We start from the raw sequence: 16,348 nt of genomic DNA on the forward strand, positions 1-16,348 counted from the left end.
CCTAGCAAATAGTTCGCCTGTCCTGGCATGTGGTTTTTCCCCGTATTTCTGGACCAACAGCCCGCTAGCCACGGGCTGTTGATTTAGTGAGCCGTGACGCGTGAGCGGCCGGGTCCCACGCATTACCCGAAGACAAGCGTTTCAACGCCGCTATTAAGCAAATAGCCGAGAGCCAACTAGCTCCTAGCAATTAGTTCGCCTGTCCTGGCATGTGGTTTTTCCCCGTATTTCTGGGCCGACAGCCCGCTAGCCGCAGGCTGTTGATTTAGTGAGCCGTGACGCGTGAGCGGCCGGGTCCCACGCATTACCCGATGCCTTACGGCCCACGGCTCACCACGACGATTTACATTTCGATTAAATCGACAGCCCGCGAGCCACGGGCCTCATTTCCCGAGCGTCAAGGCTCACAATAATCACAACCCGACACGTAAGTGAGGGACTTCAAGCCGATCGCATGACCTTGCCGTTGGTCCCTCGCTCACGCGTGTTGAAGTTGCGCTATTTGCTGTCGCGGAGCGACAAATTTCGATAGCCTCGGACTTTAGTCCGAGGGATTTTCGCCAATATCAATCGAGTCCCAGCGGGACGTTTTGTGACTTGATCGTTCGTCACAGAACGTCGCTCCGCGAATGGGTGCCAATTTCAGACCGAAACCTTGGACTAAAGTCCAAGGCTATCCCATAAAGTGCCTTACGGCACAAACACAGCAACTTCAAAACTCACGCGTCGGGTTGAGATAGCGTTTGCTCAGCGGCGAAAAGAGTGAGAAGCTGGGAGAGCAAACGACTTCACCCTCCCCGTGGGTGGATCGGCCGCAGGTAGCGGCCGGGGAGGGCTAGTGACACTGAACTTGGACGATCCAATCTCCCAAAGTCGCCCGACGACTCCGTTCGTCGGTTCCCTCCTATCAAATCAGATCCATGGAAAAGAATCTGAACAGAAGCAAACGGAGGAAACAGAGGTGAGTGTAGAACATTTGTCCCCAAATGTTCCGCCAGCACCGCTGGCCCAGGAAGTAAAACAATTGAGACAATTGCTCTACATTGAATCGCTAAAAACGCGAAAGCCAAACTTGGGTTTGGGAGGAAAATGGAGGTAGGAAGATAAATACATGCGGAAGGATTGCGTGATGCCAGCAGTCGTAGGCCGGACCGCAAGCGGGAGCGACCTGCAATCCATTCAAAACCACAGTGCTCCAATTGTTTGTTGCCAGTCACTTGCTCACGAAATGAACGGATGCAAAACGATTTGGACAACCGAATGAACGACAGCCGAATTGTGCCTTTGGTTTCATTCGTCTGTCCCACATTCGTCTGTCAGATAAAACTCCCTCACTCCCTCACTCCCTCACTCCCTCACTCCCTCACTCCCTCACTCCCTCACTCCCTCACTCCCCCTCTCTTTTCATTTTAGTGGAACACTAATCCAAGCAATCGCACACTAATCGAAATCACGAAACTCCAGCATTGGCATATTTTTGTCCTCCATTTTTTGCCAAAGAGATCACGCCAGTGCTTGGCGATATCAAGCGAGCCAGACCATCAATCAATTTCATGACGCTGATGCGAGCGTCAGGGTCACGCCAGTGCAAGTTCAATGGCGAACGGGCAGAAAAAGTTTGAACAGGAAAATTAAGGACAGAAAAATGGGTGTGTTCGCAGAAAAAAGTATCAGGTAGGAAAACGCTTTGGCAAAAAGATGGGGGACAAAAAAATGAAGGAGGGCAACTTAAAACGCTCATCACTGCCCATAAATCAATAAACCAATACAATGATTAGACTGAGCCAAAATCGCTGCCGTACCGTGTCGACAAACCTCTGAAAAAGTTGACCACTCGATCCAATTGTCCAATGTCGCCCGACGACTCCGCTCGGCGGTTCCCTCCTGGCGAAACAAGTCCAAGCGATAGGAATTGGACAGGAGTAATTTGTAAGTGAAACAATTGAGACAATTGTTCTACGTTGAATCGCCAAAAGTACGAAAGCGGAACTTGGGGTTGGTAGGAAAATGGAGGTAAGAAGATGAAGGCTGGCGTGATGCTGGTAGTTGCAGGCCGGACGGCACGCGGCTGTGACCAGCGCCCCGCCGTTTCCAAACCCCAGTGTTTACAGTGTTCACGCCGATCAATTCCTTAAGTCACTTCCTCACAAAATGAACGAATGCAAAGCGATTTTGACAGCCGAATGAAGGACAACCGAATGGTCCCTCTGAACTCATTCGTCTGTCCCCCCATTCGTCTGTCAGAAAAAACTCGCTCACTCCTCACTCCTCACTCCTCACTCCTCACTCCTCACTCCTCACTCCTCACTCCTCACTCCTCACTCCTCACTCCTCACTCCTCACTCCTCACTCCTCAGTTCCCCCACTCCCCCATCTTCTCTTTCCCGGGGAACACTAATCCCAGCAATTGCACACTAATTGAAATCACGAAAATCCAGCTTTGGCATATTTTTGTCCTCCATTTTTTTGCCAAATCGACACGCCTGCCTAGCGTCTAGCCTCTGGTCGACCATCCCAGAGGGCAGTTGGATAAAAACACTTCTTATGAATCAATGACCCGTTACAATGGATCTGCTACTTCAGTAATCGAATCGACGACACGCGGAACCTGAGGCACCAAGACCCAATACCAAACGATGCCAATACCACAATACATTCCCCACTACACTGCGACCGACTACCAGCAATGGGAAGGCGATTGGGAGCTATGGAACGGGATTCCAGTGGCCATGACTCCATCTCCCTTCGGTCCGCATCAAACCTTGCTCGCAAAACTTGCGCACCGATTCATCAGTGCGATCGAAGCTTCTGGGTGCGAGAACTGCGAAGTTGTCCTAGAGCTCGACTGGATTGTCAGCCAGCACACCGTCGTTCGCCCCGACCTCAGCATTGTTTGCCATGCGAACCTTGATCGATTCATCGAACGCCCCCCCTCGCTCGTCGTGGAAATCCTCTCGCCGAGTACTTCGCAGCGTGACCGCACCGTCAAACGCGACCTGTACGAGCAGCAAGGCGTGCTCCATTACCTAATCGCCAACCCGGATGATGCCACGTACCTCTGGTATCAACTTAATGAACAAAGCCAGTACATGCTTATCAAGGCCGTCGAAAACATAAAACCAAAGCTGCACGCCGATTGCCACCTGGAAGTCTTCCTGCCCTAACCCGAGGCAACCTTCGCCCCCTCTTCGCGGGCATCGAGAATTCAATCGAAAGCATCATTCCTGGCACGAATCTTCTGGTCTTCTGGCACGATTCCCGTTTGTCCAATTGCAATCGGTGGTCGCGTGAACGGTTGTCATTTTGACGACCTACAAAAATCGGAAGAGACAGAACCACTTTCGTGTGCTTCGTGTATTTCGTGGTCACCTAAAACCCGTCAGCATTCAATTTAGGGTATCGAAACTCGCAGAGAGTTTCGGAACGTCAGATTTAAAGTAGCGAAACTCGCAGAGAGTTTCGTTTTACAGGGCGGCCGAAAGTCTCGACGACTTCCGCAACGTCCGCAGTGCCTCCATTGATCCAAGTTTTCAATTTACAATTGTCAATTTAACTTTTTCAATATTCTCGGTTACCCCACTCCCGTACTCCCTGACTCTCTTCACATTTTGGTGGAACACTAATCCAAGCAATCGCACACTAATTGAAATCACGACACTCCAGCATTGGCATATTTTTGTCCTCCATTTTTTTGCCAAAGAGATCACGCCAGTGCAAGTTCAATGGCGAAAGGGCAGAAAAAGTTTGAACAGGAAAATTAATGACAGAAAAATGGGTGTGTTCGCAGAAAAAAGAATCAGGTAGGAAAATCAGGGGGTAGGAAAATGTTTTGGCAGAAAGATGGGGGACAAAAAAATGAAGGAGGGCAACTTAAAACGCTCATCACTGCCCATAAATCAATAAACCAATACAATGATTAGACTGAGCCAAAATCGCTGCCGTACCGTGTCGACAAACCTCTGAAAAATTTGACCACTCGATCCAATGACCAAAGTCGCCCGACGACTCCGCTCGTCGGTTCCCTCCTGCGAAGCCAAATCCAGACGATAGGAATTGGACAGGAGTAATTTGTAGAACATTTGTCCCCAAATGTTCCGCCCGCACCGCTGGCTCAGGAAGTGAAACAACTGAGACAATTGTTCTACGTTGAATCGCCAAAATCGCGAAAGCGGAACTTGGGGTTGGTAGGAATATGGAGGCAGGAAGATGAAGATTTGTGTAAGGCTGGTGTAACGCCAATAGTCGCAGGCCGGACCGCAAGCGGCTGTGACCGGCGTCCCCATTCAAAAACCCAGTGTTCCAGCGTTCACGCCGGTCACACCCTCACGAAACGAACGAATCCGAAGCGATTTGGACAGCCGAATGTTGGACAGCCGAATTGTCGCTCTGAATTCATTCGTCTGTCCCCCATTCGTCTGTCAGAAAAAACTCCCTCACTCCCTCACTTCCAACTCCCAACTCCCAACTCCCAACTCCCAACTCCCAACTCCCAACTCCCAACTCCCAACTCCCAACTCCCAACTCCCACTCTCCCACTCTCCCACTCTCCCACTCTCCCACTCTCCCACTCTCCCACTCTCCCACTCTCCCACTCTCCCACTCTCCCACTCTCCCACTCTCCCACTCTCCCACTCTCCCACTCTCCCACTCTCCCACTCTCCCACTCTCCCACTCTCCCACTCTCCCACTCTCCCACTCTCCCACTCTCCCACTCTCCCCCACTCCCCCACTCCCCCACTCCTTAGGGAGATCTCCCCTCTCATACCGCGGCCACGATGGCTTTCCAAATCGCCGCAGTTTCAGCTTCAAAAACAAATATCGCTACAACCCTTTTAAACGCCTGGAATCGGATTAGATTATCGCTTCTTAGGCGAGCAGTCCCCTTGCTACCCAAGGGGGGTTTGGTCAGGATACTTTTCGCAGACCGGAAATCGTGTTTTCCGGTTTCAGCTTGCCTCGGCTACCGCTTTCCTGCAATCGTTTTTACACTTCCTCCGGAAGGGTCGAGCAAAGCGATGGGGGGTTGAGCAGGCACTGCAGAACAAGCAAGTGGCTAAGTAAACGAGCCAACTCGCTCTGCAGCCCGCCGCATGTAATCCAAAGCAAACGCCAACCGGGTGAGTGTCACCCAAGTGGACGAAGTCCGCGCGGAACGCAGGGCTTGAGCCCATGAATCGGCGACAAAAACAAGCTCACCCACGGCGAGTAAACCGTGTATAATTAGCGTTACCGAAATCGGAAGCGACATCACTCCCCCCGAAACTCAGGGGAAAGAAATCAGATAGGGATGTCCTCATGGCAACGAGATACACGCGACGCACGGTCATCGATGAATCCCAAACGCCCTCACCCACTCCCCTTGACTCCCACGGCTAAAGACGCAAAACGCGAAGAGTTACAACCAACGCGATTGCCTAATTTCTTGCGTCCTCCACTGCGGTATAGAAGCAACATTCACGGCCGACTTCCGGTCGTGTTCCTTCTAGCGCTTCCGCTGTTGCTCCTTCTCTCACCGTCCCTCAGAGCGGAGCAACCGTCCGTTCTTCCCGACGCGGTCACTGCCCCAAGTACAGAAGACGAACGGGCGCAACAGCCGATCTGGCTTGCAATATCCAAACGCGATTACTCGCAAGCGTACCAACTTTACAAGACAGCCAAGTCCGATCCGCATACGGCGGCGAAGCTGGGGTCCGCCAATTTCGAATCTCACTTTCGCGGGCTGTCTTTGTTTTGGCGAAGCGTCAAAGCAGGACTCGAAAGAGTGACCGTCGGCACACAACTGTCGCTCATTACCACGTCAACTCCGTCGCCGGTCGTGCATGAGGTGGTCGCTAAGACCGAGACCATGATCACGCTCGAAAACACCGAGACATCCAAGCAAGCGTGCTACTTCAAGGACGTGCGTCAGATGCCGACCACGTTAGCCGTCGCCCTTTTTCGATTCGTGCATCCCGAAGCCTCCGCGTCTGCGACGACTCCGTTCGAGCGTTACGACGCTCCCGGCACATCCGATCCTTGTGAAATCGAACACACGGTCGCCGTGAGTCCCGCCGCCGACGACTCGCGTCATCCCGTCCCTACCGCTGCCGCGCAACGCGAATCTCAACAAAACATCCGGGCGTTGTTTTCAAGAGCTTACGCAGGTCGCAGTCCCCAGGATTTTTACGCACGAGCAACCCAGTTTTTGAAGATCGGAATCGAAACCGAAAACGCACCAGCGGACCAATACGTGCTGCTTGAGGAAGCCTTGGAGGCGGCAATCTCGATTGGTGATGTCGATACTACACTCAAAACGCATGCCGCACTCGCCGAACGCTTCCGCATCGACGCCAATGAACACTTTGCAGCAACCTCCAAGTCATTGATCCCCAAGATTTCTAGCGTTGCCACTGCCACCCCATTGTTTCAAGCCTACCAGGCACAGATTAGCTTGCTAATCGCTTCGGATGAATACAACCACGCGATCAGGCTTCTTGACGACATCGCCCCGCTTGCAAAGAAAGTCCGCGCTGGGCCGCTATGGATTGAGCACTTTGACCAGGAATCAGAACGCGTTGCTGACTTGAACCGAAAATATGCATCAGTGACTTCGGAATTCCCTCGCGATCCGAATGGGCATGAACCTTCCCAGATCTCTGCTCAACATGCAGAAGCACTGGGCCGGTTTTACTGCTTCGAAAAAGGTGACTGGGATAAAGGGCTGCCCTATCTGGCAAAGGCTAGAGATAAGAAACTGAAGCAACTTGCGACATTGGAACTATCAACACCTACGTCAGATGAACAGTGGCTGGCATTAGCGGAAGGCTGGGTCGAATCCCGTTCGAGTTCGGCAGCAAAACGACATGCAAGAGAGATCTACCAGCGTTTGTTGGTAACAACAACAGGAATCCAACAAGCGAAGATTATGAAGAAGCTGTCAGAGATCGGGGAGGGAAGGATATCCGCTGGTTTTGACCAATATTTAGAGAGGCCGTTCGCTTTAAACAGTATTAAAGCAGATGGGGCACCCGATCTCATAAATTCAATAGTCTTTAAAAGAGATGGCACTTACATCGTCTCATGGAATCCAGGCTCGTTGGGTGGCCATTGGTATTTTGACGGAGCTATCATCTACGGTATCCTTGGCACCTCGCCAAAGAGGTTCAGTCAATTTTCAATTTCCCCTGGCGGGATCATTTCCGGAAAAACCTTTATTGACAATACACTGTATTCAATACATACGGGATATCTAAAATGAACATTGCATCGCCGTGCACTGTCCACCATCCCCAAGTTGCTAGTAAAACCTCAGCGCACAAAGCACGAGAAAACGTCCGCTGTTACTGCGTCTGTAAACTACGCCCGAAAAGAGCTTCAAGCCCAAGACCTTACCATCGCTGGATAACATATCACTATATGCTCCGAATGCTTCTCATAGCAAATGGTTCGTGAACAATCCAGATTAGCATGCAACCACTCGGTGTTCGCCACTGTTTTCTTATCTAGAGTTCTAGCAATCGCTGCAGATCAAATTAGATTACAGCAGCTTGGCTTGAGCGTCCTTTTCAGCAGGGTGCGATTCAGTTAAGACACGTTCTACAATTCCGAAAGTGAAAGCTAACGCTTAGAATTACCGCTGCGACTGCATCCCAGCAATTGTGTTGTCGGTCCCGGGGGAGCTTACTCCCGGAGGCTCAAGCAAAGCGATAAGAGAACAAACGAAATACTTTAACGGAATAGAGCAAGCCCCTCTCACACCGAAAGCCGTACCGTCTGCATAGTAAATTTTTCCAAAGATTCCCGGAAGCAGTCTTAAGCAAGATTCTCCGTTGGTAGCTCGTGAGCTGGGCAATTAAAAACGATTCTGGGCTATCGCATTCAACTTAGGGTGAGTGTTAACCAATGGGACAAAGTCCGCACCGAAAAAGGAGCGAGAGTCGCGATCGCCAGACAAGTGGATAAACAAAATGCCAACGATTACCCTATATTATTCTTCCGAATACGACGACTGATTTATCACTGTCAACAGCAATTAACCAATTGAGGGTGTCCATTGTCCGCGAATGTGTACTGAACACTTGAAGAGAATTTCATCATGAAAAAATTACTTGTTAGCGGATCCTCTGGCTTAATTGGTTCTGAAGTTTGCACTTACTTTGCCGCTCAGGGCTGGGAAATACATGGCCTCGACAATAATCAGCGTGCGGTTTTCTTTGGTCCTCAGGGAGACACGCGGTGGAATCAGAAAAGGCTCGTCGATCAAATCTGCAACTTCAGACATCACGAGTTAGACATTCGTAATCGTGATGGCGTTCTCGAACTTATGCGTAATGTCAAGCCGGATGCAATTGTACACGCTGCTGCGCAGCCGAGCCATGATCGTGCCGCCGATATACCTTTTGATGATTTTGATACAAACGCGGTTGGAACACTGAACCTTCTCGAAGCAACACGAAAGACTTGCCCTGAGACGCCGTTCGTGCACATGTCCACTAACAAGGTCTACGGAGATCGCCCAAATCAGATCAAGCTAAAGGAATTGGAAACACGTTGGGATTATGACGACGACGCCTACGCCCACGGGATCCCCGAGACGTTTTCGATCGATCAGTCCAAGCATTCACTTTTTGGTGCATCAAAAGTTGCGGCCGATGTGATGGTGCAAGAGTACGGGCGGTACTTCGGTATGCCAACGTGCTGTTTGCGAGGTGGTTGTCTTACTGGTCCGAACCATTCAGGTGTCGAGCTACACGGTTTCCTTAGCTATCTCGTGAAGTGCAATCTTGAGTCGCGTCAGTACAAGATCTTTGGCTATCAAGGCAAGCAGGTTCGCGACAATATTCACAGCGAGGACGTAGCAAAATTCATCTTTGCGTTCATCGAGTCACCCCGCCAAGGCGAGGTCTACAACATCGGTGGTGGCAAGGTGAACAGCTGCTCGATTCTTGAAGCATTCCAAATCGCCGAACGATTCAGTGGGCAAGCGATGGACTTTGTTTATGTGGATGAGAACAGGGTTGGGGACCATATCTGTTATTACAGCGACTTGCGAAAGATGAAAGATCACTACCCCAGCTGGGATATCCAAATCACGCTTGAGGAAACAATCCAACAGATTATCAGAGCTTGGCAATCAAGAGCAAGTCAGTCTTGAGCTTAGTCACTAAGTTTCAACTCAACGTGGCATTTGATTCAACCGAACCTCATAGCGTTGGTACGTTGGAATTCCAAACGGTTGCAAATCACGGATGAAAGCACGGCTCAGGCGTCTGTCGAACATTCAGGCTCGAATCCGTCCGTACCTGAAAGAAAGTAGCTGGATTCTAATCGGCCAAATAGCCTCATTCACCGGGTTGTTGACATTGGTGAGAGTTCTGACCGAGCGAATGGATCCAACCGAGTACGGTACACTGGCACTTGGTCTCACCGTAGCAGCATTGATCAACCAAGTTGTGATGTCGGGGGTGATCCCTGGAGTAGCGCGGTATTATTCAATTGCGTCGGAGCAACAAGATTTGGGTGGCTACCTGGGTGGAGTCGCTAATTTGCTAAAGTGCGCAACGGCGGTGGTTGGACTAATAGGTGTTATTCTGGTCGCCGGGCTATGGATTTCAGGATTTTCGCACCTGATCGCGATCGTTCTTGCTGCCCTCGTGCTATCGGTTTTCCAGGGGTGCTATAGCTCCCTCAACGGGCTTCAGAATGCCGCTCGCCAGCGATCGATCGTTGCCTTCCACAATGGGGCTGAAGCTTGGCTAAAGATACTGTCAGTTGTTGTGGTCGCAAAATTCATTGGCATTTCCAGCACGAATGTTATCCTTGCCTACTCTTTCGTCTCGCTAATTGTAACGCTTTCGCAACTAAGGCTCTTACGCCGGACGATCCCGTCGAGCCACCCAGTCGAGACTGTCGGTCCTTCATGGACACGTCAAATGGCGACATACTCGCTGCCGTTTGCTACTTGGGGTATCTTCACTTGGGGACAACAGGTATCGGATCGCTGGGCACTGGAATTCTTTGGCGCATCTGGAGACGTCGGAAAATATGCACTGTTATACCAGCTTGGTTTTGGTCCAATTTTAGTCATCACGGGGCTATCGATGGCGTTCTTCGGGCCGATCCTTTATGAACGATCCGGCGATGCAAGTGACGCGGTGAGAAATAGTGATGTTCATCGACTCGGTTGGAAATTGGCCGTCCTGGCGACAACTGTGACATTGTTTATCTTTGTCGCGACATTCGTTTTTCACGAATTTTTGTTTCGTATTTTGGCCGCTGCGGAGTACCGTGAAATTTCATATATGCTTCCCTGGGTTGTACTAGCGGGAGGCTTGTATTCAACAAGTCAAATGCTGGCGTTGAAGCTTATGAGCGAGATGCGATCAGCTGACATGACGAGGGCGAAGATTATGACATCTCTCATGGCGATCGCGCTAAACCTCGCAGGAGCGACGATCGCGGGTATTCAAGGAGTCGTAGCTTCCTTACTTATTTTTTCGATTGTTAGTTTGATATGGATGTCGGTCTTGGCAAAGCAATCGGTTCGTACTTCAGCGTCGATCTGATTCTCTGCAGATAGCACACGCAGACAAATTCAGTTGGTGACGCAACGACCACTTAGAAAGGTGTAAATACATGGGAATGGGTGAATGGTTGGCCCGGCAGATCAAAAGTCGTCAAAAGAAAAACTTGATTCGACTTCCAGGTCCGTTTGGGGATTTTAATCGAGATGGTGGGAATGAACTACTGTATGATTTGCCGGTATCGACAAATGATTTGGTAGTGGACGCAGGTGGCTTTGAAGGTGAGTGGACAAGTGGAATGATTGCACGCTACGGATGCCGGAGTGAAATATTCGAACCGATACCATCACATGTGGAGTGCCTAAATCGAATGTTTGCTAAAAATGACATGGTTAACGTCCATCGTGCTGCACTCGGTGGTTCCACTCGAACGACGGAGTTCAGTCTGTTGTCTAACAGTTCCTCTGAGTTCATTCAAAGCGAACGAGTCAATGCAATCGAAGTTTCGGTAGTGGATGTTCATGAGTATTTGGGCAGCCTAAATGAGCAAAGCATCGCATGCTTGAAGCTAAACATTGAGGGCGGGGAGTACGAGGTCCTCGAGCGACTGTGCGAGCAAGGTGGTCTTGATCGGATCAAGAGTCTTTTAATTCAGTTCCATCGACAACCGGAGGGTTGGGACGAGCGACGAAGTAGGATCACAACAACACTCCAATCAACACATGATTGTGAATGGAGTTATTCGATGGTGTGGGAAAAGTGGGTACGGCGATAGAGTGGGCCGACGTTAAGGCAACTTGTTCGGTGCAAACCGTAAATTGGTGCAACTGCTTATCGAACTGTACGTCGGTCACAAAGACGCTGGCCCTCACAATTGATTTCTCAGCACGTTGGTCACGGCTCTTGAGATCTGTCGACACCGAGCGAATGTTTGCTTTACACCAAAGACAAATGCATAGGATCTAGACGATGCCAGATCTTCGTTAGCCGTAGATGAATTACCAGGTATATAAATAGAGATATGCAGAACAAAGATTGATGATGGGTTTTGTGGGCGTTCGCGGCAATAAAGTGATTTAGAATGCGAACGGACGCGCCATCGAAAATCCAAGAAATGCGACATTGGTATTGGGCGACTAAACCTGCTTCACGCGGTTTCGAGTTTTGTCGGTATGTTGAACTCGATCGATAACTTATTTCGATCGAATTGTTAGCCTCATCAAAGCCTTGCCGCATTGCTCATCGCAGGAAAGTCTATCGCACGTGTATATAGAGTTGTTGTCGCCTTAGTTACCTATTCGACTGTTAGTTTGATACGGATGACGGTCCTAGGACGATGTGTTAAAAACAAAGAAGTGATATGAAAGAACAATTAAAGCACCAGTTGTTTCACTGGAATCTGTTTCCAGCATTGGATTTCGGACGGCGAATGCCCGGAATTACAAACTGGATAAGGGGTGGTTGTTCCGGTATAGCGCCACCACCAATTAAACGTATGGTTCTCAACGCATACATGCGGAAGTTTGGCTTGACCAGATTCATAGAAACAGGGACACATCTGGGCGATACGCTTGCGTTTATAGCGAGGAACAAGAGACACTCGTGCACAAGTATTGAACTCTCGGATGTGTTCTTCGAGAAAGCCAACAAACGCTTTGCCTCTTACCCCAATGCAGAGATCCTACATGGTGATAGCGGTGTCCTGTTGCCGAATCTTGTGGATCAGATCGAAACGCCGTGCCTGTTCTGGCTAGATGGGCATTGGAGCGGCGGCATCACCGCGTGTGCGGACGTAGAAACGCCGATCAGTGCCGAGTTAGACGCGATTCTTGAATCAAGAATCAGGGACCATGTAGTCCTTATCGACGATGCACGTTGTTTTAATGGCACTGCGGGATATCCTCATCTTGATGAACTCATTTGCAGCGTACGAGAGCGATCCGACTATACGTGCGAAGTGTCTGCAGACATAATACGACTCACACCGCAAAATTGACATCAATCGAAGTTAGGGTGGTTGGTATTCATGAGTGTTGGACAGCCCAATTATGAATGGCGCCATCCAATGGTTTGGGATAGTGAGTGTAGCGTTGAAACAGGTCGTCGTTAATGTAGCCTGTTCGGTGTAAACCATTGAACGTTTTAACTGTTTTAACTGTTTTAACGGATTGCATGCAACAACATTCTAACGTTGTCTCAGCAGGGCTTGTCTTGCTGGTAGTGACGATATGAATCAGAGGATTTTTAGCGTTGACGGGCGCCGCAGGCGTGGGCTTTCGGCAAGGTGCCGAAAGCACCCACATCCACAAGGCGTGCTTGATTCTGCCAGAACCGCGAATTAGTGTCGTGGCGGGCAACGTTCATTCCGGACGTGTCGCTTCTGGAATCGAAGCGTTCGTTTGCGGAGTTGGTGATCCATCCCATACCTTCGAAACGCTGGAGCAACATTTGGGACGTTTCAGTAATGCGGTTTAGTTGAGATCTTTGATGGGCATTGGACGTAAAACAATAGCGGTTTCCGGTGCAGGAAATCTATATTGACTCCCAAGCCCCTGTGTTACGATAGCTTTAAGACTTCGCACGGGGTGCGACCAATCTTGTTTGATGGCCCTATTTTAAAATCACGAAGGGTGAACGTGCTATTGATACTTATACTGACTAACCAAAGCGAAGTGACAAAAATAAGTCCATGAAGAAGCTAATAGTTCAATTGAATGGCGGACTTGGAAACCAAATGTTTCAGTACGCGACATGCCGAGCAGTCGCTCAGCGAAACGCGGCTGAATTAGTATTGGATACCTGGTCCGGTTTTGTACGAGACCGGCAGTACCGTCGGGAATATGAGTTGGGTGCATTCTCGATTGGCGCCCGAGAAGCGAGCCGTTGGGAGCAACTCCCTACTTGGCTGTACAGGTTGGACCAGAAGTTTTTCAGACGACCGGTTAGTCTCTTTCAGTCAAAGCTGTATGGGCATTTCATTACCGAAACCAAGTCTGAGTATTTGGACGATGTCACTGGCCATCGAATTTGCGGCACCTCGTGGATAACCGGTTATTGGCAGAGTTACAAGTATTTTGCGGACCTAGAAGCCTCTATCGCAAAAGAACTGGCTCCACCGGAGCCAAGCGACCCTAAGTTTTTGCAACTCGCGGACAGAATGTCGCAATCAGAGTCTGTTGCTTTGGGCGTGCGTTTGTACGAAGAGAGTTTGGATCCAGCAATCCACTCGAGAGATAGGAGAATTAAGTCTGTCGACGATATCAATCAGGTTATTGATGCGATCTTAGCTAGGGTTCCAAACGCTTGTTTTTATGTTTTCTGCACACATAGATCTCCACTTCTCTCGGATTTGCGTTTACCGAAGAGGACGGTCTTCGTCACTCACGATGATGGATACAACGGTACCACAGAACGCCTGTGGCTACTCAGCAGATGCAAGCACCACGTTATTACCAATAGCTCCTACTACTGGTGGGGCGCTTGGCTTAGTGGCAAAATTCATGAGCCAAACGATCAGATAATTTTCGCTGCAGACAACTTCAAGAACACCGATTGTCTGCCAGTAAACTGGAGTACGTTCTAGCTGTAGGACAACCAGACTAATGCTTAATCTGCAAGCGGACGCATCAACGTGAAGTTGCTAGTCGTAGGTGCTTTCTCGTTCCCCATATACGAAGAAGCCTTTGTTCGTGCTTGGAATCAATGTGGATACTCTGCGGAGAGTTTCAGCTTCGAGCCGTTCTTCCGGGGAATTCTGGGCAAGGCCGAGTGGAAATATTCCATCTCCGGTCCATGCACTTTCCTCGCGAATGCGGAATTGAAGTCTGCAGTTGTAACTAGCATGCCCGAGATCGTGCTGGTATGGCGCGGGACAACGATCCTTCCATCAACTTACCGCTTTATTCGTGAAAAATGCCAGACGACAATTGTCTCCTACAACAACGACGATCCATTCAATAATAGCAACGCTATGTGGCATCATCGAATGTTGTGGCGAAGGTATATCAAAAGTTTGCCCTTAGTGGATCTGGCATTGTTTTATCGAAAAATAAACATTGCTGAAGGCCTATCGCTCGGCGCGAAGCGAGCTGATGTGATGCTACCTTATTTCATTCCTGAAAAAGATCACCCCATTCAGTTGTCCGAAGAAGACCGATTGAATTTCGAATGCGACGTGGTTTTCACTGGGCACTACGAACCAGATGGTAGGGAGGATTACCTTAAGGCATTGGTTAGGGCTGGTTTAAAAGTTCGTCTCTTCGGTGGAAAAAAATGGAGTCCCAGTGTTTTAGGCGATTACGCGGACTACTTCAGTCCCGTCCGGCAAGCCAATGGCGAGGAATACATAAAATCGCTTTGTGGTGCTCAGATGTGTCTTTGCTTTCTCTCACGTCTCAACCGAGACACTTACACACGCAGGTGTTTCGAAATTCCGGCCTGTGGGTCCCTACTCCTCAGCGAGCGAACTGCAGACCTGCAAGAGCTTTTTCGCGAGGATGAGGAAGCGGTCTTTTTTTCAAGCGTTGAGGAACTGGTTGAAAAAGCACTTTGGCTGAAGGCTAATCCGCAGACAGTGGATCGCATTGCAGAAGCAGGACATCGCCGTGTCCACGCAGGTGGTCATTCAGTGGTCGACCGGGCAAGACAGTTTCACCAATGTGTTCGACGCATAAGTCGCTCATTATGTGACGGTAACTAACATGGAATTACACTGGCTATGTCATTCACCTTCGCCATACAACGCACAGCTGTTCCGTGCGATCGCGGAAATGCCTGACATCGACCTGTCCGTCCATTATCAAGTCGCCGCGGTCGATTCACATCCGTGGAAATCACAGCTCACTGGTGGTTATAACCATCGCGTTTATCAATTGCACGCAGGTATGGACTGGAGCCTCTTGGGCTTGGGATTGCATCGAACGCTCGACCACAGGCGTCGGTGCTTTGTTATTGCAGGGTGGAGTCACCCGACGGCTTGGGCACTGATGCTGATTATTGGGCTTCGACGTGCAACATACATTCTTTGGACGGACACTCCCGACCTGAAGCGTGAACGGAGGGGCGCCAAGCAGTGGCTTCGAGGCCGGTTTTTGAGATGGGCATTTGGACATGCGAAATATGTAATGGGAACCGGGAAGCCCGCACTCCAGGCACTTAGAAAAATGGGCGTCTCGCAATCAAAGCTGGTAAATTTCCCCTATTGGCTTGATCTTGATCTGTATGACGCGAGCATATGTGGGAATGTGTCCTCAGAGGCCGACCGCAAACCGGTCGTTTTTCTTTCCTCTGGTATCATCAAGAATTCTCGTAAAGGACATGACGTTGCAATTCGGGCCCTCGCTCAAGCAGCAACATTGAGTAATCAATCCTTCGAGTACCGAATCGCTGGCGCGGGACCAGACGAACAACAACTTCGCTCGTTGGCCTCAGAGCTAGGGTTGGCCGAAGGGGTCAAGTTTCTCGGATGGCTCGATCCTTCACGACTGCTTGAAGAGCTGGCTTCTGCCGATGTGTTGATCCACCCATCACCTGTGCTGGAGCCGTATGGTGTTGCGGTCATCGAGGCAATGGCGGCTGGTTTGCCAGTTCTAGGTTCCAGCGTAACCTGCGCTGCTCTGGACCGAATCGATGATGGTTTCAACGGACGAATCCATCGTGCAGGTGATGTACAACAGCTTGCATCACAAATCGCAGAACTACTGATGGAGAAGTCTTTGATCCGTAAGATGGGGCAACGGGCCCTCGCAACTGCGCAAAAATGGCCTCTATCAAGGGCGCAGAAAATACTGGATTCACTTTTTCATTGACGATAGCTAGCTGGACGCTCACTAAAGCGTCTACAAATC

General features: G+C 49.9%; 11 protein-coding genes. 9 read left to right on the plus strand and 2 right to left on the minus strand.

Annotation, left to right across the window (positions count from 1 at the left end):
* Positions 1-1,450: 1,450 nt before the first annotated feature.
* A complete protein-coding gene (locus SH528x_RS29495) occupies positions 1,451-1,771 on the minus strand; it encodes a hypothetical protein (RefSeq protein ID WP_442507016.1) in 321 nt (106 codons plus the stop codon).
* Positions 1,772-2,636: 865 nt separating this feature from the next.
* On the opposite strand from SH528x_RS29495, the gene SH528x_RS29500 reads away from it, so the two are divergent.
* Positions 2,637-3,164 carry a Uma2 family endonuclease gene (locus tag SH528x_RS29500; protein ID WP_442507017.1) on the plus strand — a complete coding sequence of 176 codons (528 nt, stop codon included), beginning with the start codon at positions 2,637-2,639 and terminating at the stop codon, positions 3,162-3,164.
* 1,889 nt (positions 3,165-5,053) lie between these two features.
* Here the strand turns inward: SH528x_RS29500 and SH528x_RS29505 are convergent.
* Positions 5,054-5,248 (minus strand): hypothetical protein, encoded by a 195-nt coding sequence (locus SH528x_RS29505; protein WP_442507018.1) that lies wholly within the window; start codon positions 5,246-5,248, stop codon positions 5,054-5,056.
* A gap of 792 nt (positions 5,249-6,040) precedes the next feature.
* Between SH528x_RS29505 and SH528x_RS29510 the strand changes: the two genes are divergently transcribed.
* The 8 genes from SH528x_RS29510 (at position 6,041) to SH528x_RS29545 (ending at position 16,309) form a co-directional block, all read left to right on the plus strand.
* The gene (locus SH528x_RS29510; protein WP_442507019.1) at positions 6,041-7,237 is read left to right on the plus strand and encodes a hypothetical protein; all 1,197 of its coding nucleotides are present in this window, start codon (positions 6,041-6,043) and stop codon (positions 7,235-7,237) included.
* 837 nt (positions 7,238-8,074) lie between these two features.
* A complete protein-coding gene (locus SH528x_RS29515; RefSeq protein ID WP_442507020.1) occupies positions 8,075-9,133 on the plus strand; it encodes an NAD-dependent epimerase/dehydratase family protein in 1,059 nt (352 codons plus the stop codon).
* Between the two features lie 94 nt (positions 9,134-9,227).
* Entirely contained in the window at positions 9,228-10,544 is a 1,317-nt protein-coding gene (locus SH528x_RS29520; protein WP_442507021.1) for a lipopolysaccharide biosynthesis protein, read from the plus strand.
* A gap of 76 nt (positions 10,545-10,620) precedes the next feature.
* Entirely contained in the window at positions 10,621-11,277 is a 657-nt protein-coding gene (locus SH528x_RS29525; protein ID WP_442512202.1) for an FkbM family methyltransferase, read from the plus strand.
* A gap of 585 nt (positions 11,278-11,862) precedes the next feature.
* Positions 11,863-12,498: a hypothetical protein gene (locus SH528x_RS29530; protein WP_442507022.1), complete on the plus strand. Its 636-nt coding sequence runs from the start codon at positions 11,863-11,865 to the stop codon at positions 12,496-12,498.
* Between the two features lie 693 nt (positions 12,499-13,191).
* Positions 13,192-14,085: an alpha-1,2-fucosyltransferase gene (locus SH528x_RS29535; protein ID WP_442507023.1), complete on the plus strand. Its 894-nt coding sequence runs from the start codon at positions 13,192-13,194 to the stop codon at positions 14,083-14,085.
* Between the two features lie 48 nt (positions 14,086-14,133).
* Entirely contained in the window at positions 14,134-15,201 is a 1,068-nt protein-coding gene (locus tag SH528x_RS29540; RefSeq protein WP_442507024.1) for a CgeB family protein, read from the plus strand.
* Between the two features lies 1 nt (position 15,202).
* The gene (locus SH528x_RS29545) at positions 15,203-16,309 is read left to right on the plus strand and encodes a glycosyltransferase (RefSeq protein WP_442507025.1); all 1,107 of its coding nucleotides are present in this window, start codon (positions 15,203-15,205) and stop codon (positions 16,307-16,309) included.
* The last annotated feature ends 39 nt before the right edge of the window (positions 16,310-16,348 follow it).

The sequence above is a fragment of the Novipirellula methanifontis genome, assembly GCF_052161655.1.
Classification (GTDB): Bacteria; Planctomycetota; Planctomycetia; order Pirellulales; family Pirellulaceae; genus Novipirellula.

Bases quoted from the DNA above. Each gene is read 5' to 3' on its own strand.
- SH528x_RS29515 (WP_442507020.1), top strand. From the start codon at position 8,075: ATGAAAAAATTACTTGTTAGCGGATCCTCTGGCTTAATTGGTTCTGAA.
- SH528x_RS29530 (WP_442507022.1), top strand. From the start codon at position 11,863: ATGAAAGAACAATTAAAGCACCAGTTGTTTCACTGGAATCTGTTTCCA.
- SH528x_RS29545 (WP_442507025.1), top strand. From the start codon at position 15,203: ATGGAATTACACTGGCTATGTCATTCACCTTCGCCATACAACGCACAG.
- SH528x_RS29535 (WP_442507023.1), top strand. From the start codon at position 13,192: ATGAAGAAGCTAATAGTTCAATTGAATGGCGGACTTGGAAACCAAATG.
- SH528x_RS29500 (WP_442507017.1), top strand. From the start codon at position 2,637: ATGCCAATACCACAATACATTCCCCACTACACTGCGACCGACTACCAG.
- SH528x_RS29520 (WP_442507021.1), top strand. From the start codon at position 9,228: ATGAAAGCACGGCTCAGGCGTCTGTCGAACATTCAGGCTCGAATCCGT.
- SH528x_RS29525 (WP_442512202.1), top strand. From the start codon at position 10,621: ATGGGTGAATGGTTGGCCCGGCAGATCAAAAGTCGTCAAAAGAAAAAC.
- SH528x_RS29505 (WP_442507018.1), bottom strand. From the start codon at position 5,248: ATGTCGCTTCCGATTTCGGTAACGCTAATTATACACGGTTTACTCGCC.